Source organism: Dietzia sp. SL131 (assembly GCF_026672565.1).
Classification (GTDB): domain Bacteria; phylum Actinomycetota; class Actinomycetes; order Mycobacteriales; family Mycobacteriaceae; genus Dietzia; species Dietzia kunjamensis.
The window spans coordinates 1,743,539-1,765,754 of sequence record NZ_JAPPRI010000003.1 but is presented as its reverse complement, the minus strand read 5'-3'; the positions used below and the strand labels follow the sequence as shown (position 1 = coordinate 1,765,754).

The following is a 22,216-nucleotide window of genomic DNA, read 5'->3' as shown; positions in this document are numbered from 1 at the left end:
GCACATCGCGGTGCGCACTCAGGGCGAGACCGTCGGGTCAGCGCTCGCGGTCGAGGCCCGTCATCCCCAGGACGTCGAGGCGCCGGTCGAGCTCGGACTCGGACAGTGGATCGGGGACGAAGCCGAGCGCGATGACGGCCTCGCGGATGGTGATCCCCTCGGCGAGGGCGTGCTTGGCGACCCGGGCGGCCTCCTCGTAGCCGATCGCCGAGTTCAACGGCGTGACGATCGAGGGGGAGGACTCGGCGAGCCGCCGCATGCGATCGGTGTCCGGCTCGATCCCGTCGATGCAGCGCTCGGCGAACAGCGTGGACGAGTTCGCGAGGATCCGGACCGACTCGAGCACGTTGCGCGCCATCACCGGGATCGCGGTGTTGAGCTCGAAGGCACCGCTGGCCCCGGCCCACGCCACGGCCGCGTCGTTCCCCACGACCTGGGCGGCGACCTGCGCGACCGTCTCACACAGCACCGGGTTGACCTTGCCGGGCATGATCGACGACCCCGGCTGCAGGTCCGGAAGGTGGATCTCCGACAGCCCGGTCATGGGGCCCGACCCCATCCACCGGACGTCGTTCGCGATCTTGGTGAGCGAGACGGCGACGGAACGCAGGGCCCCGGACAGCTCGACAAGGCCGTCTCGGGCGGCCTGGGCCTCGAACGGATCCGCCGCCAGACGGAGCTCCTCCAGGCCGGTGAGGGAGCGCAGCTCCTCGACCACGGCGGAGCCGAAGCCGTCGGGGGCGTTGAGGCCCGTGCCGGCGGCGGTCCCACCGATCGGCAACTCGCCGACACGGGGCAGCGTTCCGCAGACGCGCTCGACCCCGGCGCGGATCTGCCGGGCGTAGCCGGCGAACTCCTGTCCGAGCGTCACCGGCACGGCGTCCATCAGGTGGGTGCGCCCGGGCTTGACAACCTCGCGCCACTGACCGGCCTTGGTCTCGAAGGACTCGGCGAGGGTGTTCAGCGCGGGGACGAGATCGGCGATCACGACCTCCGTGGCCGCGACGTGGGTCGCCGTCGGGAAGGTGTCGTTGGACGACTGCGACATGTTCACGTCGTCGTTGGGGTGCACGGTGACGCCCTCTGCCGCGCAGAGCGAGGCGATGACCTCGTTGGTGTTCATGTTGGAACTCGTGCCCGAGCCGGTCTGGAACACGTCGACGGGGAAGTGCTCGTCCAGTTCACCCTCGGCGATGCGGCCGGCTGCGGCGACGATCGCGTCGACCTTGCCCCGGTCGAGCAGTCCCAGCCGACCGTTGACCGTCGCACACGCGGACTTGAGCAGACCGAGCGCGCGGATCTGCGCTCGTTCGAGCCCGCTGCCCGAGACGGGGAAGTTCTCGACGGCACGCTGGGTCTGTGCCCGCCAGAGAGCGTCGACGGGGACCCGGACCTCGCCCATCGTGTCGTGTTCGATACGGAATTCAGTCTGATCGGCCATACCGGTCAGACTAGGCGCGCCCGCCGCACCGTGCAGGAGGACGGAAGCGGCGGGCGCGGGGTGCCGGGAGGGATCAGTTGCCGCCGGCGGCCTGGCCGTAGTCGACGGCGGAGAACTCGCGGAGCTTCTCCATCTTGTGGCGCCCCTCGACGTGGCGGACGGTGCCCGACTTGGACCGCATCACCAGCGAGCGGGTGACGGCACCGTTGGCGCGGTAGCTCACACCGCGGACCATGTCGCCGTTGGTGATGCCGGTGGCGGCGAAGAAGCAGTTGTCGCCCTTGACCAGGTCGTCCGTGCCGAGGATCGCGTCGACGTCGAGTCCGGCGTCGACCGCCTTCTGGCGCTCCGCCTCGTCCTGCGGCCACAGCTGGCCCTGGATCTCGCCGCCCATGCACTTCAGCGCGCACGCGGTGATGATCCCCTCCGGGGTACCGCCGATGCCCATGAGCATGTCCACCGAGCTGTCGTCGGAGGCCGCCGCCACACCGCCGGCGACGTCGCCGTCCATGATGAGCCGGACCTTGGCGCCCGCGGCCCGGATCTCGGCGATGAGCTCGGCGTGACGCGGCCGGTCGAGCACGCACACCGTCATGTCCCCGACATCGATGTTCTTGGCCTCCGCGACCGAGCGGATGTTCCACTCGGTGGACTTGGCGAGGTCGATCCTGCCCACGGCGTCCGCGCCGACGGCGATCTTGCGCATGTAGAACACGGCGGACGGATCGAACATCGACCCGCGCTCGGCGACCGCGATCACCGCGATCGAGTTGGGCCGGCCCTCCGCCATGAGCCGCGTGCCGTCGATGGGGTCCACGGCCACGTCGACGGCCGGCCCCTCGCCGGTGCCGACCTTCTCACCGTTGTAGAGCATGGGCGCCTCGTCCTTCTCGCCCTCACCGATCACCACGACGCCATCCATGTCGACGGTGGAGATGAGCTCGCGCATCGCGTCCACCGCGGCGCCGTCGCCACCGTTCTTGTCGCCACGACCGACCCACCGCCCGGCGGCCAGGGCGGCGGCCTCGGTCACACGGACCAGCTCCATTGCGAGGTTTCGATCGGGACGCTTGGTGGGTGACATAGGTGGTCTGGCTCCTCGTGAACGCTGGCTGGGGTTGTGGGTGGCACGGGCGCGACGGGGTCGCGCACGGCCGCGGTGGGGTGTCGGCGCCCATTGTTCCACCTCGGCCACCCCGCCGGGGGCCACGCGCCGGACTCTCCCCGGGTGGGTGGGATACTCGCAGGCGTGGCCGAGGCGAAACCGAGAATCCTGCAGGGCAACCGCGACATGTTCTGGTCGGTGGTGGTGCTCATGGTGATCTGCGGCGTCTTCGCCGGAGTGGCCGGACTGTGCACTTTCAGCCCGTCCGGCCCGCAGCAGGGACAGATCCCCGACTTCGACGCGCGGGCCTCGCTGGAACAGGACGCCCGGAGCCTGGACTTCCCGATCCGCTCGCCCGAGGTCCCGGAGGGGTGGACCCCCAACTCCGGCCGTGTCCAGGGCTTCGCCGGGACCACCTCCAGCCACGTCGGCTGGGTGACGGGCGAGCGCAGCTACATCGAACTCGTCCAGTCCGACGCCCCCGAGGACGCGTTCCGGTCACTCGGCGGTGGGCCGCGGCCCAGCCGGACCATGGTGCCCGTCTCCGGGCGCGAGTGGGCCGTCCTCACCGGGGACGACGTCCGGCCGGTGTGGGTGCTCGACCTCGAGGACGTCCGGGTGGCCGTCACCGGCTCCGCGCCGACGTCCGACTTCGAGGCACTCGCCGCCGCCGTTCAGGACGTCGAGCCGCTGCCCGCGCCGTAGACGCCCGGCGTGCCGTGCCCGCGGTGATCGCACCGGGGCGGCGGTAGGCGTTCGCGCCCGGCCGGGCGACGGGATCACCCCCGGCCGGAGTCGCCCTCGTCGTCGTCACCCAGGACGGCGTCGATGCGCGCACGCGCGCCGTCGAGGTGTTCGGTGCACCGCTCGGCGAGTTCCTCGCCCCGCTCCCACAACGCCAGTGAGGCGTCCAGATCCTGACCGCCGGCCTCGAGGATGCGGACCACCTCGATCAACTCGTCGCGGGCCTGCTCGTATCCCAGCTCGGAGACGGGGGTCTGCTCGTCGGACATCAGGACTGCTCCTCGGTCGGTTCGGTGGAAGGGGTGGGTCGGCCGGCGGCGGGTGTCGACCCGAGTGCGGCCGCGGAGATGGAGCCGTCGGAGACGCGGATCCGCAGCTGCGATCCGGGTGGGGCGTCGGCGATCGACGAGACCACCCGGCCGTCGTGGCTCCCGGCGACGGACTGCACCACGGCATAGCCACGGGCCAGGGTGGCGGCGGGACCGAGCGTGGTGAGACGCGCCGACAGGTGGCCCAGCGACGTGGACTCCGAGTCGATGATCCGGGTGATGTCGCGTCGGGCCGCGCGCAGTGCCTCGGCGACGATCTCCGCCCGCGATTCGACGATCCCGTACGGGTTCGCCATGCACGGCCGCGACCGCACGGCCGCCAGCTGGTTGCGCTCCCGGTCCACCCAACCGCGCAGCGCCCGGGCGGTACGGGACCGGGCCTCGGCGATACGACGACGCTCCTCGATCACGTCGGGCACGACCCGTTTGGCCGCATCGGTCGGGGTGGCCGCCCGCAGGTCGGCGACGAGATCCGACAGCGGCGAATCGGGCTCGTGGCCGATCGCGGAGACCACCGGGGTGCGGCAGCGCGAGATCGCGCGGATGAGAGCCTCATCGGAGAAGGGGAGCAGGTCCTCGACCGACCCGCCGCCGCGGGCGAGGATGATGACGTCGACGACGGGGTCGGCGTCGAGCTCGGCCAGCGCGTCCAGGATCTGGGGCACGGCCGACACCCCCTGCACCGGGGTGTTGCGCACGGCGAAATGCACGTCCGGCCAGCGGCCGCGGGCCACCTCGACGACGTCCCGTTCGGCGGCGCTCGCCCGGCCGGTGATCAGACCGACGCACGTGGGCAGGAACGGCAGGGGCCGCTTGAGTCGGGGGTCGAACAACCCCTCCGCCGACAGCGCCTGCTTGAGCCGCTCGATGCGGGCGAGGAGCTCGCCCACGCCGACGGGCCGGATCTCCGAAACCTGGAGGGAGAACGACCCGCGGCCCGTATAGAAGCGGGGCGTCCCCCGCACGACCACCCGGCTGCCCTCGGTGACCGGCACCGGCGACTCCGAGATGAGCCTGGGTGGACACGTGAGCGTCAGCGAGTTGTCGACGGAGGGGTCACGCAGGGTGAGGAACGCGGTGCGGGTGCCGGGGCGCAGGCTCAGCTGGGTGATCTGACCCTCGACCCACACCGCCCCGAGTCGGTGGATCCACGCGGCGATCTGGTCCGAGACCACCCGGACCGGCCACGGCTGCTCGGCGCTGCTCGGCGTGCGCGGGGACGAGGCCGTCACGCGTCGCGGGGGGCGACGCGGCCGGTCGGCACGTCGGGGTCGTCGTCCCGGTCGCGGGCGGCTCTCGAGGACGACCCGTAGACCCGGTAGGACACGTCCAGGACCTCGTCGGGGTCGGCCTCGTCCTCGTCGAACGTCGCCCACTCCGGCTGGTCGGACCGCGCCGGGAACACCGAGGCGAGTACCTTGTCGCCCTTGACGGCCAGGTCCGTGAGGGTCTGACCGGCGTGGAGATAGGACTGGACCAGGCCGCCGGCGACCCGCACGGGGATCGCGGGCAGCGTGGTGACCGCCTCGACCGCACGGCCGGGCAGGGCCACGACACGCTCCGCCGCGGTGGCGGCGAGACCGATCGAGGCACGGGTCAGGAATAGGGGTCGGAGCATGCGGACCTCTCTGCCGGGGGGCGTGAAGGGAGGCGTAATGGTCGAAATCCAGTATGAACCGTACCCTGGGGACATGACCGAGCAGACCGACATGATCGCCGAACCGGCAACCAAGCGGGTACTTCTCGCGGAACCGCGCGGCTACTGTGCCGGCGTCGACCGAGCCGTCGAGACGGTCGAGAAAGCCCTGGCCAAGCATGGGGCGCCGCTGTACGTCCGTAAGGAGATCGTCCACAACAAGCACGTGGTCGAGTCCTTCACCGACCAGGGCGTGATCTTCGTCGACGAGACCGACGAGGTCCCGCACGGCGCGAACCTGGTGTTCTCCGCGCACGGCGTCTCGCCCGCCGTCCGGGAGAGCGCTCTCCAGCTCGAACTCAAGACGTTCGACGCCACCTGCCCCCTGGTGACCAAGGTCCACACCGAGGTCAAGCGCTTCGCGCGCGAGGGCTACCTCATCCTGCTGGTGGGCCACGAGGGCCACGAGGAGGTCGAGGGGACCGCCGGTGAGGCGCCCGACGTGGTGACGCTGGTCGACGGTCCCGAGTCCGTGGACGCGCTGGACATTCCCGTGGACACCGAGAAGCTGATCTGGCTCTCGCAGACCACGCTCAGCGTGGACGAGACCATGGAGACGGTGCGCCGTCTCAAGCAGAAGTACCCCACGCTCATCGACCCGCCGTCTGACGACATCTGCTACGCCACGCAGAACCGTCAGGTCGCGGTCAAGACCATGGCCCCGCAGTGCGACCTGGTGATCGTGGTGGGGTCACAGAACTCGTCCAACTCCGTGCGACTGGTGGAGGTCGCGCTGCAGGCGGGAGCCCGCGACGCGCACCTGGTGGACTACGCCAAGGAGATCGACACGTCCTGGTTCGAGGGCGTCACCACCGTCGGCGTGACCTCGGGCGCGTCCGTGCCGGAGATCCTCGTCCGCGGGGTGGTGGACCTGCTCGCCGACCACGGCTTCGGCGACGTCTCCACCGTCCGGACGGCGCAGGAGACCATCACGTTCTCGCTGCCCCGCGAACTGCGGGTCCCCAAGAAGGTCTGATACGCGCCCCCGCCCGCCGGTAGGTGGCGGGGGAGGACGCGGTAGCCGTCAGCGCCCCGGCGCACCCCGCCTCAACGGCGGGCGTGTGCCGGGGCGCTGCGCTGGACGGGCGGCGCCGCGGGGCGGGCGACCCGCGGCCGCGGCTCCAGCACCAGGGCACGGATCAGGGCGATCGCCACCACCACGACGGTCGTGGTGATCATCAGCGGGAAGCGGGTCGCCAGCGGCAGGATGATCGCCACGAGCTGGGACCGCGAGAAGACGTCCGCGCCCGAACCGACCCCGGAGACGACGTAGACCAGCGGGACCAGCAGGGCCATGATGATCGGTGGCTGCACCCCCGCGACGAACACCGAGCGCCGCGCGACCGCGAGCACGGACACCACGCAGCCGAGGAAGAACGCCACGGTGAAGCCCGCGCCGAGGTCCCCGGAGACCGAGTCGATGGCCACGCCGGTCAGCGAGATCGCCACCGCCAGGAGGACCGCGGTCCAGGCCGGCAGCCCCCGCGTCGAGGACAGCACGGACCGCTCGTCCGCGGGTACCCGCCCACTCCTGCGTCTAGTCACGGGAGAAGACTCTAACCTCCCAGTCGGCGGGCGAGGAAACGGCCGAACCGCCGTAGCGGGTTGGGCTTCTCCGCCTCCTGCTCCTGCGAGGACGGGCGGTAGCCGTCGACCGCCTTCGGATCGACGGGGCCCGCCGCCGGCGGGGGTTCATCCGACAACCCCGGTGCGGCGGTGGTGGAGCCGCCGCCCACCTCGTCGTCGTCGGCCTCCACGGTGACCCCTGCACCCGCACGGGTGGGGACCGGGCGCCGGGGCCCGGCGATGTCGGGGCGCTCGTCGATCATCCCGGCCATGATCGCGGTGCTGCTCTTGCGCAGAGGTGCGAAGCGCGAGCTCGACAGCTCGGCGAGCCACGCGGTCAGACGTCCCTCGTCTGTCGCTGACGCCAGATCCGACGCGGTCACATCACCGGTACGCAGATCGATCTGCTCGTTGATGTAGCGCAGCGCGACCGCCAGTACCGCGAGGAGCGGGACGGCCAGGAACGCGCCGATGATGCCGAACAGCGTGCTACCCGCGGCCACGCCGAGCAGGATGACCCCAGGGTGGAGGTTCATCGCGCGCGACTGGACGATCGGCTGGAGCACGTTGCCCTCGAGTTGCTGCACCAGAATGATCACGACGAGGACGATGATCGCGGTCGTGAAGCCGTTGGCGACCAGGGCGATGAGGACCGCGAGCGCACCCGCGGTGAAGGCGCCGACGATGGGGATGAACCCGGCGATGAACGTGATGACGGCCAACGCCCACGCCAGCGGTACGCCCAGGATCACCAGAGCCAGACCGATGAGCACCGCGTCGACGAACGACACGATCGCCTGGGCGCGGATGTAGCCGCCGAGGGTGTTCCAGGCGCGGGTCAGGACCTCGGTCAGGTGACGGCCGGCGGTGCGCCCGGAGATGCGGCGGACGAACGGGAGGAACCTCGGCCCGTCCTTGATGAAGAAGAACGTCAGGACCAGAACCAGTACGAGGGTGATCACGAAGGACCCCACCGCGCTGACACCGCTGAACACACCCGAGGCGATCTGGTCACCGCGGTCCTGCAGGGTGGAGCTGAGCTGCTCGAGGACCCCGTCGAGCTGCTCGTCCCGGATGTTCAGCGGCGGTCCGCGCAACCAGTCCTGGACCTGGGTGATCGCCTCCGAGGTCTGGTCGGCGAGCTGCACGCTCTGCTCGACGATCGACGGGGCGATGAGGGCGACCACGCCCGAGACGAGGCCGAGTGACGCGATGATGGACAACAGCGAGGCCAGCGTCTTGGGGACCCTGTGCCGCACCATCCACCCCGTCGGCGGCCACAGCACCGTGGAGACGATGAGCGCCAACAGGATCGGGAGGATGCCGACCCACAGGGCGCCACCGATCCTCGATACCAACCAGCCCGCGACGAGAAGGATGGCCAGTCGCAGGGCCCAGTCGGTGACCCAGCGCCCGCCCAGTCCGATGAGGACGGAACGGTCGACGTGCTGCTCCTGGTCCTCGACGGGGGGACGCGGTTTCGGCTCGTCGGTCATGGGTCACATGATGTCAGAGGTCACGGTGGTGTGCTCCCTGACGAGGCGCCCGACGGCCGCGGGGGAGGAGCCGGGGTGCTGTCCGTAGACTGTGCCCTCGTGAGCCTCACCCTCGGAATCGTCGGACTGCCCAACGTCGGTAAGTCGACCCTGTTCAACGCCCTGACGAACAACGACGTCCTCGCGGCGAACTACCCGTTCGCCACCATCGAGCCCAACGTCGGCGTGGTCGATCTGCCGGACCCACGCCTGAACCGACTCGCGGAGATCTTCGGCTCCGAGCGGATCCTGCCCGCCGTCGTGTCGTTCGTCGACATCGCGGGCATCGTCAAGGGCGCCAGCACCGGTGAGGGGATGGGCAACAAGTTCCTCGCCAACATCCGTGAGGCCGACGCGATCTGCCAGGTCGTCCGCGTCTTCGACGACCCGGACGTCATCCACGTCGACGGCAAGGTCGACCCGATGGCCGACATCGAGGTGATCGCCACCGAGCTGATCCTGGCCGACCTGGAGACCATCGAGAAGGCCATCCCGCGGCTCGAGAAGGACTCGCGCAAGGACAAGTCCCTCGTGGCGTTGTTGGACGAGGTCCGCAAGGCGCAGGCCGTGCTCGAGGACGGGCGGACCCTGTTCAGGGCGCAGGACGAGGTGGACCGCACCCTGCTGCGTGACCTGCACCTGATGACCGCCAAGCCGTTCCTCTATGTGTTCAACGCCGACGAGTCCGTATTGACCAGCGAGGAGCGTCAGGCCGAACTCCGCGCCGCGGTCGCCCCCGCCGACGCGGTCTTCCTCGATGCGAAGGTCGAGGCCGAGCTCCTCGAGCTGGAGGAGGACGACGCCATGGAGCTGCTGGAGTCGATCGGCCAGCACGAGCCGGGCCTCAACTCGCTCGCCCGCGCCGGGTTCCACACCCTGGGCCTGCAGACCTACCTCACCGCCGGCCCCAAGGAGTCGCGCGCCTGGACCATCCGCAAGGGCGACACCGCCCCCAAGGCCGCCGGCGTGATCCACACGGACTTCGAGAAGGGTTTCATCAAGGCCGAGATCGTCTCCTTTGACGACCTCGACGCCGCCGGGTCGATGGCCGCAGCCAAGGCCGCCGGCAAGGTGCGCATGGAGGGCAAGGACTACGTGATGGCCGACGGCGACGTGGTGGAGTTCCGCTTCAACGTCTAGGGACTGCCTGCTAGGCGGGGCTTGTCGGCTCTACTGACTAATCTCAGAGAGCGGTGGGCGCGTGCGGCTCGTGCATCCGGACGGCGTGAACTCGCCTGCGCTAGGGCTTTCTGGACTCGTTCGTGCTGGCGAGGCTGTCCGTGGGCGCTAGGAGTTTCTCCACAGGCGAGTGCGATCGACACTTCCTATCCACAGATCGGTCGTGGGGGGTTATCGGGTCCCGCGTGGAGGTCGATGCTGGGTGCATGGGAATCAGGTACTACGCATACGCATTCGACAGCGAGATCACACAGGTGGTGCTCGCCGATCCACGCGCCTACATCAGCGCGGACCCGCTCGCGGACGCCTTCGGACTGCCGCACGGCTTCGCAATGGGGACGACCGACTTCCAACAGGGGCCACCAGTGGAGGACATGCTCTACCTCGACAAGTCGTGGAGAAACCTGCAGATGATGACGCAGCCATCCGATCCGGATGAGCGAGCGCGCCCCGCCTACCGGATGTTCGAAGGCGCCGTGACTCCGCTCGGGAACTGGGAGGGCTGGTTGCCGTGGGTACGGGCGATACCGCCCGAAGACGTCGCTTGGATCGCGGACGATCTGGACGCGATCACCCGCGCGGACTTCGTTCCCTGGTTCAGTCGGCACAGCGGACCGTTCGGGGAAGACCACGAAGCGGAAGCAGACTACGTCGATCACTTCTTAGGCCGGGCGAGACATTTTCTCCGCGGGCTCGTTACATCCGGTCGAGGATTCGCGTACTTGATCGGGTGACAGCACGGCTGGCCCCTCGTCGTCGCATCTGGTCGCGGGGGGGATCATGGAGAAGGGGTGGATCACGGCGGCGTGAGCCGCGATATCAGGTGCGCGACGCGTCGCTCGAGGGCATCCTCGTTCGTAGCCGTGAGCAGTGGGAGGAGCGCGCTGAAGCGCTCGGGCCGGGTGAGCCGGGAGAAGGCCGCTTTCGCGGCTGGTGCCGCCTCGAGGGCAGTGCGAAGAGCATCCGGAGGCTGCGCGGTCGCTTGCCCGGGGTAGGCGCGGTCCCAGCGTCCGTCGGATCTCGCCCTCTCGATCTCGGCGATGCCCCGCGGTCGAAGTCGACCATCGGCGGCGAGGCGCTCCGCGATCTCGACGTTTCGCCGTGACCAGAGCGAACGCGCCCGGCGTGGGGTGAACCTCTGCAGGTAGGTCCGCTCGTCAGAGCCGTTGCGCTGGCCGTCGATCCATCCGCTGCACCGAGCCTCGTCGAGAGCCTCCCCATAGCTGAGGGAGGTCGGAGTCGTCACCCCCTTCTTCGCGAGCATCAGCCAGATGCCGTCGGAACTGTCCTCGTTCGTGCAGAGCCACTCGCGCCATTGGGCTCTGCCGGCCAAGACGACAGGGGACGCCGGGCCTTCCTTTGCGCTCATGGGCCCAGCCTTTCAGGCACTACGGACGCACGCTGTCCTCAGGTGGAGACGGTGGTGAGTCTGTCCGACCCCGCCGGTCGAGATCGCGGGGATCTCGTCGCGCTAGCCTCCTCCCATGGTTGAGAAGGTGAAGAGGGGCGAAGAGTGTCGGGGTGCGCTCGACGTCGGCACATCGTGACCGGGGTACCGCGGCGGCCCTCACCTCTGGGTGGTCGCCGCCCGAGGCGGGAGGAACTCGCCGCATTCGCGACCGATGATCCGAACGGTGTCGACGCCGTCCTCCCCGCCGATCCCGGCCGGCTGCGCCTGCTCATCGTGGGAGTCAATCCGGGATTGTGGACCGCGGCCGTCAATGCGCCGTTCGCGCGGCCGGGAAACCGATTCTGGCCCTCACTGCACCGGGCCGGGCTGACCAACCACCTCGTGGACGCCTCGACAGGATTGTCGGCGGAGGATGAGGCGCAACTGCTCTCCCGCGGGATCGGCATGACGAATCTCGTCGGAAGGGCCACCGCGCGGGCCGATGAGCTCTCTCGCGACGAGCTTCGCTCAGGTGCCGAACGCCTGGCCGCGCTGGCCGGGGAGCTGGGGCCCGCAGTGGTATCGGTCGCAGGAATCACCGCCTTCCGTACCGCCTTCGCGATGCCGAAAGCGACGTACGGAGAACAGGACACCACCCCGGTCCCAGGGTGGCCCGACGATGTCGCACTCTGGGTAGTGCCCCAGCCGAGCGGGTTGAACGCTCACGAGACCATCGACTCGCTGGCCGACCACTGGCGTCGGGTCTGGGAGGCGGTCGAGGAGCGTCACGGGTCGAGCGACGGCTGACGAGCTGCACGTTCAGCGCGGGGGTGGGCCGGTCACCGCGGAAGGACGTTCCTCCTGTGCCTGCTCGCGCGCTACGCGAGGAGATAGGATCCGGGGCCATCGCGACGACGAGCCCGGCGTTCGCCCGGGCCATCTGGCGCTCCCGGGACGATCGGTAAGCGCCGCGACTCCGTGCGCGACGCCCAGGGATCACAGCAGACCGGACCGAGGAGCGACGATGTTCAGATTGTTGATGGCGAACTGCACGGTTTCCGACGAATCGGTGGGGGACGCGTGGTACTCCCGCCATCTCGACCGGGGGCCGGACAGCCGGCCGATGCCGGAGTTGCTCGAATGGCATCTCGGAGACGGTTTCGGGCTCCAGGTCTGGGCCGAACCGGATCGGGCAGGGCACTCGTCGGTGGTGATCGAGGTCGACGACCTGGACTCGGTGGTCGGTCGCCTCGTTGCGGCCGGGGTCGACAATCACGGTCCGCAACCCGGCGGCGGTCGGAGGATTCTCGTGGTGGAGGACCCCGAGGGCAACCGCGTCGTCTTCGCAGGAGACTAATCGCGCGCACGACGCGGGGCCGGGCGCCTGGTCAGAGGAGAGTGACTCGTCGGGACCGTTCCGCAGTGCGTCCCCCGCGGAAACGCTTCCCGGATGGGCATCTTCCTCGGAATACTCAACGGCGCGGCCGACCTGGCGACCGAGCCTCAACTCACCGAGGCGGAGCAGGCAGAGTTCATGGCGGCGTGGTCCCGGTGGGCGGAGGAGGCGGGCCCGGCGCTCGTGGATCCCGGACGTCCGCTGTACCGCAAGCGGCGCGTCACCAGCCAGGGTGTCGAGGTCTTCGAGGACGACAGGGTCGCCTACATGCTGCTCTCAGCGCCCTCGCACGAGTCGGCGGTCGACCTCGTGCGTGGGCACCCGTTTCTCGCGCTGTTCCCGGGCAACTCGATCGACGTCATCGAGTGCCCCGACGTCCCGTGACCGTCGACGGCCCCCAGCCGCTCGCCGTCGCCCCGGACCCGTGAGCGCTATGAGCCGGCTATGCGGGACGCGACCCGGCCAGGGCGTGGGGATACTCGGTGTCACGGCCCTGGAAGCTCAGGATTCTCGGGTTAACGATCACCCCGCCACGGATCTCGATGGCGCGGGAGATGGTGAGGTTCTCGTCCCACGCGGCGGGGCCCTCCATGACGGTGCGCAGGAACGGAAGTAGTGCCTCGCTGATCTCCCACGTCGCCGAGTTCCACAGGTAGGAGGGGCTGTGGTCGACGGCGTAGTAGTGCACCCCGTGGCCGACAGTGAACATCGGATCGTCGAACCCGGTGGGTTCGGCCCACTCGAACCCCATGCCTGCGTCGCACGAGACATCGATGATCAGACTGCCCGGGGCGAACCCCTCCAGGTCGTGGGTGCGCAGGTAGGTCATCGGCGCGTCCACGTCTTGGAGGGTGCAGTTGACGACGATGTCGTGTGCGGCGAGGAATACCGGGAGAGGGACGTCACCATCCTCGGTGGGCACCGTGCCGAGGTGGGCTGGACCGCCGCCGGTGTGGAGCTGGGTGATGTGAGCGCTGTGGATCGGTGAACCGACTGCCGTCGCCCCGCGCTGTGTGAGGACCTGGATGTCGTGGATCCCGTGGGCGCTCAGTGCGGTGACGGCTCCTCGGGCCGTCGCGCCGAAACCGATCACGACCGCGCTGCGACGGGGGCCGTAGTCTCCGGTGGTCCCCGTGAGACTCAGGGCGTGGATCACGGAGGAGTACCCGGCGAGCTCGTTGTTCTTGTGGAGCACGTGCAGGCTGAAGTCACCCTGCCGTGTCCAGTGGTTCATCGCCTCGAAGGCGATGAGGGTGAGTCGTCGATCGATCGCGGTCTGCGTCAGCTCGGTGTCCTGCACACAGTGGGGCCACCCCCAGAGGGTGCGACCGGCAGGGATCTCGTTCACGTCCGCCGCCTGGGGCTTGGGGAGCAGGAGGAGATCGGCGGCCTGGATGACTTCCGACCGCTCTGCGACCCTGCCCACCCTCGACTCCACGTACCCGGGTTCGAGCTGGAAGTCCGCAGCGTACCCGCGTTCGACGACCATCCGAGCCCGAACGTCCGGATCGATCCGATCCAGGTGATGCGGATGAAGGGGCAGGCGCCGCTCGTTCTCCATCGTGGAGGTCGCGAGGACTCCGAGCGTCAGGAGGGGTCGCGCCCCGGTCTCCGGGGAGTGTGGGGAGTCCTTCGGATCGGAGGGGAAACGGGACGGTTGAGCGGTGCCGGACATCCGGGCTCCCATCATCGGGGAACCGGGACCAGCTCCGACTTGAGTGTAGGCCGATACAGCACCGCACCCACCAGCCGACGGCCGGTGGGTGCGGTGTTGTGGGCCGGGTGGGTCAGGCGCGGGTGTCCTCGAGAGCGGCGTTGAGCGTCTCGCTCGGCCGCATCGCCTCCCTCAGCTTGTCGATGGCGGGCTGGAAGTAGCCGCCCAGCTCGACCGGGGTGCCCTGCACCGCGAGCAGCTCGTCGAGGATGGTGTCCCGGTCCGCGGTCAGCTTCTCCGCGAGCGGGCCGAAGTGTGCTGCCAGCTCCGCGTCGTCGGACTGCTCGGCCAGTTCCTGCGCCCAGTACATCGCGAGCCAGAACTGGCTCCCCCGGTTGTCCAGCTCACCGGTCGTGCGGGACGGCGACTTCCGGTTCTCCAGCAGCTTCCCGGTCGCCGTGTCGAGCGTTTTGGCCAGGATCGTGGCCTTGGGGTTGTCGTACTTCCGCCCGAGATCGTCCAGGCTCGCCCCTAGTGCGAGGAATTCACCGAGCGAGTCCCAGCGCAGGTGGTTCTCCTCGACCAACTGCTGGACGTGCTTCGGTGCCGAGCCGCCCGCACCGGTCTCGTACAGTCCACCGCCGGCCATCAGCGGGACGATGGACAGCATCTTGGCGCTGGTCCCGAGCTCGAGGATCGGGAACAGGTCGGTGAGGTAGTCGCGCAGGATGTTGCCGGTCACCGAGATGGTGTCTAGGCCCCGCCAGGCGCGCTCGAGCGTGTACCGCATGGCGCGCACCTGCGACATGATCTGGATGTCCAGACCCTCGGTGTCGTGCTCGGCGAGGTACTTGTTCACCAGGGTGATCAGGTTGTTCTCGTGGGGCCGGTACGGGTCCAGCCAGAACACCGCCGGCATCTCGGAGGCGCGGGCGCGGTCCACGGCCAGCTTCACCCAGTCGCGGATCGGCGCGTCCTTGACGGTACACATGCGCCAGATGTCACCGGCTTCGACATCCTGGGACAGCAGGACCTCGCCGGTGGCGGCGTCGACGATGTTGGCCACACCGTCGTACTGGACCTCGAAGGTCTTGTCGTGACTGCCGTACTCTTCGGCCTTCTGGGCCATGAGGCCGACGTTCGGCACAGTGCCCATCGTGGTCGGATCGAAGGCCCCGTTGGTCTTGCAGAAGTTGATGATCTCCTGGTAGATCCGCGCGAACGTGGACTCCGGGATGACGGCCTTGGTGTCCTTCTTGCGGCCGTCGGCGCCGTACATCTTCCCGCCGATGCGGATCATCGCGGGCATCGAGGCGTCGACGATGACATCCGAGGGGGAGTGGAAGTTGGTGATACCGCGCGCCGAGTCGACCATCGCCAGCTCCGGCCGCTGCTCGTGGCAGCGGTGGAGATCCTCGATGATCTCCTCCTTCTTGGAGCTGGGGAGATTCTCGATCTTGTTGTACAGGTCGGCCATGCCGTTGTTGACGTTGATGCCCAGCTCGTGGAACAGCTCCTCGTGCTTGGCGAAGGCATCCTTGTAGAAGACCCGCACGGCGTGGCCGAACACGATCGGGTGGCTCACCTTCATCATGGTGGCCTTGACGTGGAGCGAGAACATGACGCCGGTCTCCTTGGCGTCATTGAGCTGCTCCTCGTAGAAGTCCATGAGCGCCTTCTTGCTCATGTACATCGAGTCGACGACCTCGCCGGCCTCGAGCGGCACGGTCTTGAGCACGTGGGTCTCGCCGTCCGGGGTCACGACCTCCATGCGCGCGTCGCACGCGCGGTCGAGGATGATCGACTTCTCGCCCGCGTAGAAGTCGCCGTGTGTCATGTGGGCGACGTGGGTCTGTGAGGCCATCGACCACTTGCCCATGGAGTGCGGGTTGGCCCGGGCGTACTCCTTGACCGCCTTCGGGGCGCGGCGGTCCGAGTTGCCCTGGCGGAGCACCGGGTTGACGGCGCTGCCGAGGCAGCTGCCGTAGCGCTCGACGATCTCGACCTCGTCGGGGGTCTTGGGTTCGTACGGGTAGTCCGGGATGTCGTATCCCTTGGACTGGAGCTCGGCGATCGCGTTGGTCAGCTGGTTGACCGAGGCGCTGATGTTCGGGAGCTTGATGATGTTGGTGTGCGGGTCCTGGGTCATCCGGCCCAGTTCACCGAGGTTGTCCGGGACCTTCTGCTCATCGGTGAGCCGCTCGGGGAAGGCTGCCAGGATGCGAGCGGCCACCGAGATGTCGCTCGTCGTGACGTCGATGCCGGCCGCGTCGGCAAAGGTGCGCACGACCGGGAGGAACGCCTCCGTCGCCAGGCGCGGGGCCTCATCGGTGAGCGTGTAGATGATCGTCTGTCTGTCTGAGGTCATGGATGTCGACTCTTTTCGTCTCGTGGCTGAGCGAGTTCTTGTGGAACGGGGTCAATTCGCCGACTCCATCATCACCCGAGTCGGACACCTGTGCGCCGTTTCCCGGAGTCATCTACCCCGGTCGGGCGGACCCGGGGCCGGCCTGGGATGTCGCGGACGCCCGGGAGGCCTGCCCCTGCCGGCCGGCGGACCATGCCGACCACTGACGGGCGTAGATGCCGTCCCGCTCGATCAGCGCGGCGTGCGAGCCGCGTTCGACGATCGCGCCCCCGTCCATCACGAGGATCGTGTCGGCGCGTGACGCCTGATCGAGGCGATGGGCGATGACCAGGGCCGAACGATCACGGGTGATCTCGTCGGCGGCGAGCTCGAGTGCCCCGGCACCCGCGGACCCGGCTTCCGCGGTGGCCTCGTCCATGACGATGACGGCAGGGTCGAGCAGCAGCACCCGGGCCAGCGCAAGCTGCTGGGCGGCGACGGGGTCGAGTTGGATGCCGCGTGCCCCCACCACGGTGTCGAGCCCGTCCGGCAGACGGCGGAACCATGCGGTGGCATGGACGCGTTCGAGGACGAGACGCAGTTCCTCGTCGGTGGCGGCTGGTTTGGCCAGCGTCAGGTCCTGGCGCAGGGTGCCCGAGAAGATGTGGACCTCCTGGCTGACCGTGGCCAGGCGGGCGATGCGCTCGGAGTCGGACAGCGATGAGACCGGATGGCCGTCGACCAGGACCTCGCCGGCGTCGGGGACGAGCAGTCCGGCCACGAGCGCCGCGACGGTGGTCTTCCCCGCCCCGGACGCGCCGACGACCGCGACCGTCTCACCGGGCGAGATGGCGAAGTCGACGTCGCGCACGGCCCAGGACCCGCCGTAACTGAAGCCGACGCCGCGGAGTTCGACGCGACCCTGCGGCGCGTCCACTCCGCTGTCGGGTACGGACACGGGCGGGTCCACGACGACGCCCACGATGCGGGCGAGCGAGGCGTATCCCGACTGCACAACGTCCAGGATGCGCATGAAGGTGTTCAGCGGCCCCCGCAGTCGGATGATCATGAGGACAGCGCCCGTCACCGCGCCGACCGTCAGGGCTTCCGTGGCGACGAGGTGGTACCCGACCGCCAGCGCTATCGCCAGCATGAGGAACTCGCCGATGAGCATCCACACGTTCAGCACGAGCATGGTGGTCCGGGCCCGGATCCCCTTGCGGACCACGTCCCAGGACGCGTTCCCGGTCAGGGTGTGCATCCGGTCCTCGAGGGAGAACGCGCGCACCGTCGCGCGACCGCGGATGGCCTCGAGCACGCGCCGGGCCCGCTCGGCCATCGCGGCCCGCTCCGCGGCGTAGCGCTGCGGGGCCTTGGCCAGGTAGCGGCGTGCGGCGACGTAGTACAGAGGCGCGACGACGAGCGGGATGACGACGAACTGCCAGTCCAGTGCGAACAGGGCGATCACCGTGGCCACGACCGTCAGAACGGACGTGGACAGTGTCGGGACGGTTTCCGTGACCGCCGAGGACAGTTCGGCGACGTCGTCGGTGGACCGGCTGACCAGGTCTCCCGACCCGGCGTCCTCGACGCGGTGGGAGGGCAGCCCCAGTGCGGTGCCGACCATGTCCTGGCGCAGAGTGGCGATCACCCGCTCGGACAACCTGGCCACCAGATAGAAGCCGGCGGCACTCGACACCGCGCCGACGACGGCCGCGGCTAGCAACTGCGCACCGATATGCCACAGCGAACCCGAGGCCTGTCCGGAGACCAGGTCCACGATCCGCCCCATCAGCTGGGGGATGAGCACCCCCGCGTAGGCACCGAGGCTGAGCAGAACCACGGCCAGAGCCAGCCACCGCCTCGCATGGCGGACCCCACGCAACTGCCGGGCCACCTCGCGGCGGACCTCGCCCGCGGAGGCGACCGGGAACCTCAGGCCGCTGTCGGTCTTGACGGGGGGTGTCGGGATCGTCGTCGTCATCTCCCGGCCCCCACGAGCAGACCCTCCGCCACCGCGCGGAGCCCGTCCACGGTCAGACGGGAATCGGCCACCGCGCTCCATGCGGGGGCCTGGCTGAACACCAGGGTCCTCCGGCCGGCCCGGTGACGGGCCACGTTGTCGGCGAGGTTCTGCTCGGTGACCGAGTCGACCGCGGTGGAGGGGTCCTGCAGCACGAGGACCTCCGGGTCCCAGGCGACGGCGCGGGCGAGGGCGACGCGTTGGCGCTGGCCTCCGGAGAGCATCCGCCCGCTCTCGCCGACGCGCTTGTCGGGGCCCTCGGGAATGTCGTCGCAGCAGGCCACGTCGAGCGCCCGCTCCGCGATGCCCCGGTCCGGGTGGACGTTGTCGGCCACGCTGCCGTCGAACAGGTCGGCCGCGTGCGGCGCGACCACCACCCGGGTGCGGGGCAGGGATTCGAGCAGGTGGACCAGTTCGTGATCCGTGCCGTCGACGGCGGTCAGACCGGACGGTAGGGCGTCGATGAAGTGCTGGGTCGTGGTGGCCTCGACGTCCGAGAGGCGTTCGAAGTCGGCGCCGAGGACCTCACGGATCCGCCTGCCCGACGCCTCGGCCGACGCCCAGCGGGAGGCGAGATTGCGGCCGAACATGGTCATCGGCACGACGAGGAACTGGGTCAGACCGACAACGGTGATGAGGTCGCCGATCGTGATACGACCCGCGAGCGCCAACGCACCGGCGGAGATGCCGAGCGTGGAGACGAAGAGGGCGCCCGCGGCCTCGGTGGCGCCGTTGAGGCGGGCCTCGGCGGCGTCGGCGTGGACCGTCTTGCGGTACGCGGTGCCGGAGACCTCGTCGTAGCGACCGCGGACGGTGACGATGGCGCCCAGTCCCTTGAGGATGCGCAGGCCCTGCACGACGTCCGTGGCGGTGGCGGCGGCCCTGGCGATCGCGTGTTGCCGCTCGACCGACCGCTCCTGCAGCGGGCGCGCCACCCACAGTGCCACCACCACCAGCAGCGGACCACCTACCAGCGTGGCGAGGCTCAGCCAGGGATTGATGGTGAACATCATCGCCGCGGCGTAGGTGATGGCGGCGGCCTCGGCGACCGGCATGACCGTCATCATGACGATGTCGCCGACCCGGGTGGTGTCCGAGGACGCGACGGACAGGAGGCCGCCGGCGGTGCGATCGCGACCGGCGAACCCGCGCGGATCCTGGATGCGGTCGGTGACCGCGGTCCGCAGGTCGTGGCTGACCAACTGCTGGCTCCGCACCAGCATGAAACGAGCGGTCCAGTTGGCGGCGATCGCCATGAGGAACACGCAACCCAGGATCGCGATCCAGAACCACAGCCGGTCGGCGGAGGACGCGGCGATCGCATCGTCGACGGCCCGTCCGACCACGACCGGGGTCAGTCCGTTGCACAGGAACGCCACGGCCATGGCGCCGGAGGCGATGAAGCTCCACGGGCGCTGCGCCAGCGCGACCTTGAGCGTCCACCGGGGCGCGTCGACGGCGGGGAGCCTCGACCTGCGCCCGCCCGGCCCGGGAAGCGCCGAATAGTCGACGATGCTGCCCGGCTCCGGGGTGGGTGAGTTGTCGGGCACGAGGTGCGATGTTACCCGGCAGCAGCAGCACCGGGACTTCCGTTGCGAGCCGCGCGACCGCCGACGATCTCCACCCCGTCGAGATCGGCCACACCGAACGCGAGCAGGGCCTGGCCTGAGGCGTCCAGTTCGTCCTCGACCGTCCGTAGCCAGCCCCGGACCACCTTGCCCGGCAGCCGACGTCTGGCCGAGATGCCCACGACGAACCCGGGCACCGGGATCCGGGACAACACGGACATGGCCTCGCGCCGCGCGGCCGGGGCCGCCAGCCAGTGCGTGTCACCGACGAGGATCGGCGAGGGCAGACCGACGTCGTACTCGTCGCACGGCAGGATGAGCATCGTGTCGCGATGGCGGTCGCGGTGACCGATGAGCAGGTCGATGACGCCGGCGGCGAGCGGCGCGTCGTCGAGCGGGAGATCGGACCAGTTCTCTGGGAGTTGTTCGAATCGCATGGCCCTGAGTCTTCGGCACCCCGCCGCCCGGGAACAGGCCTGGTCAGGGATCCGTGGAATGGCCGTTCTCGCCTGTGGAGGGAGAGAGCCGGGGGATCCGGACGGCCGCCCGGGACGTCGTGAACGCGTGTGGCGGGACGATTCCGGGTGCGACCGACCGGGCTCAGGACTCGTGCCGGAACCCCACCTTGATGGTGACCTGCCAGTGGGTGACCTTGTCCGCGTCGAGTTTGCCGCGGACGGACTGCACTTCGAACCACTCGAGGTTCCGGAGCGTCCTGGACGCTTCCGCGACCGCGTTGGCGATGGCCTGGTCCGTGCCGTCGGGGGATGAGCCGACGATTTCGGTGATGCTGTAGACGTGATTCACGATGACCTCCTTTTCGTGTGACCCGCATCACTCTACGGTGGTCTGGTGGAGGGGTGCATCCCGTAGGGTCGGGGCACCAACGTCACCAGGAGGTCCCCATGACTGATGTCACCGAGCGCGCGAGCGAATTCGCTGAACGGCACGGATCCGGCGACCTGCTCGTCCTGCCGACGGTCTGGGACGTGTGGAGCGCCCGGATCGCGGTGGACGCGGGTTTCGGCGGCCTCACCGTGGGCAGCCATCCTGTCGCCGACTCCCTCGGCAGCGCCGATGGCGAGAACATGGATCTCACCGAGTACCTCGGTGTGGTCAAGCGGATCACCGACTCGGTCGACGTCCCGGTGAGCGTGGATATCGAGTCCGGGTACGGGCTGGAACCGCGTGAGTTGATCAACCGCCTGATCGAGGCGGGTGCGGTCGGCACCAACATCGAGGACGTGGTCCACGGTGAGGGCAAGCGCGTCCGTGAGCGGCAGGAGCACGCCGACTACATCGCCGGCGCCCGACGCGCGGCGGACGAGGCGGGGGTCCCGTTCGTCATCAACGGGCGTACGGACGCGGTCAAGCTCGGCACCGACGTGTTCGCGGACCCCCTGGAGGAGGCCGAGGCGCGCATCCGGCTGATGGAGGACGCCGGGGCGCGTTCGGTCTACCCGGTCGGGCTCTCGACCGCTGACCAGGTCGGGCGACTCGTGCAGGCGGTGACCATCCCGCTCAACGTCACCGCTCATCCGGTCAAGGGCAACGGCGCCGGTGACGCCTCCGCGCTGCGGGGCCTCGGGGTGCGACGGGTGTCGTTCGGCCCGCTGTGGCAGATGTGGCTCGCGGAGGTCTCGGCGAAACAGCTCGCCGAGTGGAGCCCTGTGAGCTGAGGCCTCACCGTGGCCGGGCGCTGGTCGACCGCCCCTCATCGCCGGACCTGGCGGACGGGAGCCACCCATGAACCCGCAGTATGACGACCTGACCATCGAGAGGGTGATCCGGGCATCGCGCCGGGCCGTCTGGGACGCCTGGACCACCCCGGCCGCGTTCGCGCAGTGGTGGATCCCCGATCCGTACCTCTGTCGGGTGGACCACTTCGCCCCGCACGCCGGCGGCGGCTTCATCACGTCGATGAGCGAGGACGGGTCGCACTTCTCGCCTCACATGGACGCCGCATTTCTGGTTGTCGACGAGTGCGAACGTCTGGTGTTCACCAATGCAGTGGACAGCACCCTGCGTCCGACGACTCCGGCACCGGTGGCCGTGACCGGAGAGGTGGCTCTGCTGGACCATCCGGACGGCACGACATACCGGATCACCGCGCGCCACGCGGACGAGGAGGGGCGCGCCACACATGACGAGCTCGGTTTGGTGGAGGGCTGGACCCTCGTCACGGGACAACTCGCGCGATTCGTGGAGTGAGGGGCCGACCACGCCTTGACGCCCCCGGGAAT

General features: G+C 69.4%; 23 protein-coding genes. 9 read left to right on the top strand and 14 right to left on the bottom strand.

Annotated elements, in window-relative coordinates; genetic code table 11:
- Window positions 1–37: 37 nt before the first annotated feature.
- Window positions 38–1,441 (bottom strand): class II fumarate hydratase, encoded by a 1,404-nt coding sequence (locus OVA21_RS09070; RefSeq protein WP_268092279.1) that lies wholly within the window; start codon window positions 1,439–1,441, stop codon window positions 38–40.
- Window positions 1,442–1,514: 73 nt separating this feature from the next.
- The gene (gene glpX, locus OVA21_RS09065) at window positions 1,515–2,525 is read right to left on the bottom strand and encodes a class II fructose-bisphosphatase (protein WP_268092278.1); all 1,011 of its coding nucleotides are present in this window, start codon (window positions 2,523–2,525) and stop codon (window positions 1,515–1,517) included.
- 165 nt (window positions 2,526–2,690) lie between these two features.
- Here glpX and OVA21_RS09060 point away from each other — a divergent pair, with 165 nt between their 5' ends.
- Complete coding sequence (locus OVA21_RS09060) at window positions 2,691–3,251, top strand: DUF4245 domain-containing protein (protein WP_119191745.1); 561 nt, start codon at window positions 2,691–2,693, stop codon at window positions 3,249–3,251.
- Between the two features lie 74 nt (window positions 3,252–3,325).
- Here the strand turns inward: OVA21_RS09060 and OVA21_RS09055 are convergent, their stop codons facing one another.
- The 3 genes from OVA21_RS09055 to OVA21_RS09045 are packed head-to-tail and all read right to left on the bottom strand — an operon-like array spanning window position 3,326 to window position 5,237.
- Complete coding sequence (locus tag OVA21_RS09055) at window positions 3,326–3,559, bottom strand: exodeoxyribonuclease VII small subunit (protein WP_067715599.1); 234 nt, start codon at window positions 3,557–3,559, stop codon at window positions 3,326–3,328.
- Window positions 3,559–4,851, bottom strand: a complete 1,293-nt coding sequence (xseA, locus tag OVA21_RS09050; RefSeq protein ID WP_096905191.1) for an exodeoxyribonuclease VII large subunit — start codon at window positions 4,849–4,851, stop codon at window positions 3,559–3,561. Before xseA ends, OVA21_RS09055 begins: the two co-directional genes overlap by 1 nt.
- The gene (locus tag OVA21_RS09045) at window positions 4,848–5,237 is read right to left on the bottom strand and encodes a hypothetical protein (RefSeq protein WP_067715593.1); all 390 of its coding nucleotides are present in this window, start codon (window positions 5,235–5,237) and stop codon (window positions 4,848–4,850) included. Before OVA21_RS09045 ends, xseA begins: the two co-directional genes overlap by 4 nt.
- A gap of 73 nt (window positions 5,238–5,310) precedes the next feature.
- Between OVA21_RS09045 and OVA21_RS09040 the strand changes: the two genes are divergently transcribed.
- Window positions 5,311–6,291, top strand: a complete 981-nt coding sequence (locus OVA21_RS09040) for a 4-hydroxy-3-methylbut-2-enyl diphosphate reductase (RefSeq protein WP_069390312.1) — start codon at window positions 5,311–5,313, stop codon at window positions 6,289–6,291.
- 71 nt (window positions 6,292–6,362) lie between these two features.
- Here OVA21_RS09040 and OVA21_RS09035 read toward each other — a convergent pair whose 3' ends face one another.
- Both OVA21_RS09035 and OVA21_RS09030 read right to left on the bottom strand, forming a co-directional pair.
- A complete protein-coding gene (locus OVA21_RS09035) occupies window positions 6,363–6,860 on the bottom strand; it encodes a DUF6542 domain-containing protein (protein ID WP_208636639.1) in 498 nt (165 codons plus the stop codon).
- A gap of 11 nt (window positions 6,861–6,871) precedes the next feature.
- Window positions 6,872–8,377, bottom strand: a complete 1,506-nt coding sequence (locus OVA21_RS09030; RefSeq protein WP_206472492.1) for an AI-2E family transporter — start codon at window positions 8,375–8,377, stop codon at window positions 6,872–6,874.
- 99 nt (window positions 8,378–8,476) lie between these two features.
- On the opposite strand from OVA21_RS09030, the gene ychF reads away from it, so the two are divergent.
- Both ychF and OVA21_RS09020 read left to right on the top strand, forming a co-directional pair.
- Window positions 8,477–9,556 carry a redox-regulated ATPase YchF gene (gene ychF, locus OVA21_RS09025; protein ID WP_185950324.1) on the top strand — a complete coding sequence of 360 codons (1,080 nt, stop codon included), beginning with the start codon at window positions 8,477–8,479 and terminating at the stop codon, window positions 9,554–9,556.
- 122 nt (window positions 9,557–9,678) lie between these two features.
- Entirely contained in the window at window positions 9,679–10,329 is a 651-nt protein-coding gene (locus OVA21_RS09020) for a DUF1877 domain-containing protein (protein ID WP_256819770.1), read from the top strand.
- A gap of 62 nt (window positions 10,330–10,391) precedes the next feature.
- Here OVA21_RS09020 and OVA21_RS09015 read toward each other — a convergent pair whose 3' ends face one another.
- Complete coding sequence (locus OVA21_RS09015; RefSeq protein ID WP_268092277.1) at window positions 10,392–10,964, bottom strand: YdeI/OmpD-associated family protein; 573 nt, start codon at window positions 10,962–10,964, stop codon at window positions 10,392–10,394.
- A 174-nt stretch (window positions 10,965–11,138) separates the two neighbouring features.
- On the opposite strand from OVA21_RS09015, the gene OVA21_RS09010 reads away from it, so the two are divergent.
- The 3 genes from OVA21_RS09010 to OVA21_RS09000 all read left to right on the top strand — a co-directional run bounded on the left by OVA21_RS09010 (window position 11,139) and on the right by OVA21_RS09000 (window position 12,765).
- Window positions 11,139–11,792 carry a mismatch-specific DNA-glycosylase gene (locus tag OVA21_RS09010; protein ID WP_206472486.1) on the top strand — a complete coding sequence of 218 codons (654 nt, stop codon included), beginning with the start codon at window positions 11,139–11,141 and terminating at the stop codon, window positions 11,790–11,792.
- Window positions 11,793–12,009: 217 nt separating this feature from the next.
- Window positions 12,010–12,342, top strand: a complete 333-nt coding sequence (locus tag OVA21_RS09005) for a VOC family protein (protein WP_206472484.1) — start codon at window positions 12,010–12,012, stop codon at window positions 12,340–12,342.
- Window positions 12,343–12,435: 93 nt separating this feature from the next.
- Window positions 12,436–12,765 carry a hypothetical protein gene (locus OVA21_RS09000; protein ID WP_206472482.1) on the top strand — a complete coding sequence of 110 codons (330 nt, stop codon included), beginning with the start codon at window positions 12,436–12,438 and terminating at the stop codon, window positions 12,763–12,765.
- A gap of 58 nt (window positions 12,766–12,823) precedes the next feature.
- On the opposite strand, the gene OVA21_RS08995 is transcribed toward OVA21_RS09000, so the two are convergent.
- The 6 genes from OVA21_RS08995 to OVA21_RS08970 form a co-directional block, all read right to left on the bottom strand.
- A complete protein-coding gene (locus OVA21_RS08995) occupies window positions 12,824–13,942 on the bottom strand; it encodes a N(5)-(carboxyethyl)ornithine synthase (protein WP_268093132.1) in 1,119 nt (372 codons plus the stop codon).
- A 226-nt stretch (window positions 13,943–14,168) separates the two neighbouring features.
- Window positions 14,169–16,403 (bottom strand): NADP-dependent isocitrate dehydrogenase, encoded by a 2,235-nt coding sequence (locus OVA21_RS08990; protein ID WP_069390307.1) that lies wholly within the window; start codon window positions 16,401–16,403, stop codon window positions 14,169–14,171.
- Window positions 16,404–16,515: 112 nt separating this feature from the next.
- Window positions 16,516–18,366 carry an ABC transporter ATP-binding protein gene (locus OVA21_RS08985; protein WP_268092276.1) on the bottom strand — a complete coding sequence of 617 codons (1,851 nt, stop codon included), beginning with the start codon at window positions 18,364–18,366 and terminating at the stop codon, window positions 16,516–16,518.
- On the bottom strand, window positions 18,363–19,955 hold the full coding sequence (locus OVA21_RS08980) for an ABC transporter ATP-binding protein (protein ID WP_363424604.1): 1,593 nt from the start codon (window positions 19,953–19,955) through the stop codon (window positions 18,363–18,365). Before OVA21_RS08980 ends, OVA21_RS08985 begins: the two co-directional genes overlap by 4 nt.
- A gap of 11 nt (window positions 19,956–19,966) precedes the next feature.
- On the bottom strand, window positions 19,967–20,410 hold the full coding sequence (locus OVA21_RS08975) for a hypothetical protein (protein ID WP_154827978.1): 444 nt from the start codon (window positions 20,408–20,410) through the stop codon (window positions 19,967–19,969).
- A gap of 163 nt (window positions 20,411–20,573) precedes the next feature.
- Complete coding sequence (locus tag OVA21_RS08970) at window positions 20,574–20,780, bottom strand: dodecin (protein ID WP_069390304.1); 207 nt, start codon at window positions 20,778–20,780, stop codon at window positions 20,574–20,576.
- 98 nt (window positions 20,781–20,878) lie between these two features.
- Between OVA21_RS08970 and OVA21_RS08965 the strand changes: the two genes are divergently transcribed.
- Window positions 20,879–21,652 (top strand): isocitrate lyase/PEP mutase family protein, encoded by a 774-nt coding sequence (locus OVA21_RS08965; RefSeq protein WP_206472479.1) that lies wholly within the window; start codon window positions 20,879–20,881, stop codon window positions 21,650–21,652.
- A gap of 67 nt (window positions 21,653–21,719) precedes the next feature.
- A complete protein-coding gene (locus OVA21_RS08960) occupies window positions 21,720–22,184 on the top strand; it encodes an SRPBCC domain-containing protein (protein WP_206472477.1) in 465 nt (154 codons plus the stop codon).
- The last annotated feature ends 32 nt before the right edge of the window (window positions 22,185–22,216 follow it).

Excerpts from the sequence above, each read along its gene's own strand:
- OVA21_RS08975 (WP_154827978.1), bottom strand. The coding sequence starts at position 20,410 with ATGCGATTCGAACAACTCCCAGAGAACTGGTCCGATCTCCCGCTCGAC.
- OVA21_RS09055 (WP_067715599.1), bottom strand. The coding sequence starts at position 3,559 with ATGTCCGACGAGCAGACCCCCGTCTCCGAGCTGGGATACGAGCAGGCC.
- OVA21_RS08995 (WP_268093132.1), bottom strand. The coding sequence starts at position 13,942 with ATGGAGAACGAGCGGCGCCTGCCCCTTCATCCGCATCACCTGGATCGG.
- OVA21_RS08960 (WP_206472477.1), top strand. The coding sequence starts at position 21,720 with ATGAACCCGCAGTATGACGACCTGACCATCGAGAGGGTGATCCGGGCA.
- OVA21_RS08985 (WP_268092276.1), bottom strand. The coding sequence starts at position 18,366 with ATGACGACGACGATCCCGACACCCCCCGTCAAGACCGACAGCGGCCTG.
- OVA21_RS09015 (WP_268092277.1), bottom strand. The coding sequence starts at position 10,964 with ATGAGCGCAAAGGAAGGCCCGGCGTCCCCTGTCGTCTTGGCCGGCAGA.
- OVA21_RS09000 (WP_206472482.1), top strand. The coding sequence starts at position 12,436 with ATGGGCATCTTCCTCGGAATACTCAACGGCGCGGCCGACCTGGCGACC.
- glpX (WP_268092278.1), bottom strand. The coding sequence starts at position 2,525 with ATGTCACCCACCAAGCGTCCCGATCGAAACCTCGCAATGGAGCTGGTC.
- OVA21_RS09005 (WP_206472484.1), top strand. The coding sequence starts at position 12,010 with ATGTTCAGATTGTTGATGGCGAACTGCACGGTTTCCGACGAATCGGTG.
- OVA21_RS08990 (WP_069390307.1), bottom strand. The coding sequence starts at position 16,403 with ATGACCTCAGACAGACAGACGATCATCTACACGCTCACCGATGAGGCC.
- OVA21_RS09070 (WP_268092279.1), bottom strand. The coding sequence starts at position 1,441 with ATGGCCGATCAGACTGAATTCCGTATCGAACACGACACGATGGGCGAG.
- OVA21_RS09040 (WP_069390312.1), top strand. The coding sequence starts at position 5,311 with ATGACCGAGCAGACCGACATGATCGCCGAACCGGCAACCAAGCGGGTA.
- OVA21_RS09030 (WP_206472492.1), bottom strand. The coding sequence starts at position 8,377 with ATGACCGACGAGCCGAAACCGCGTCCCCCCGTCGAGGACCAGGAGCAG.
- OVA21_RS08965 (WP_206472479.1), top strand. The coding sequence starts at position 20,879 with ATGACTGATGTCACCGAGCGCGCGAGCGAATTCGCTGAACGGCACGGA.
- OVA21_RS09045 (WP_067715593.1), bottom strand. The coding sequence starts at position 5,237 with ATGCTCCGACCCCTATTCCTGACCCGTGCCTCGATCGGTCTCGCCGCC.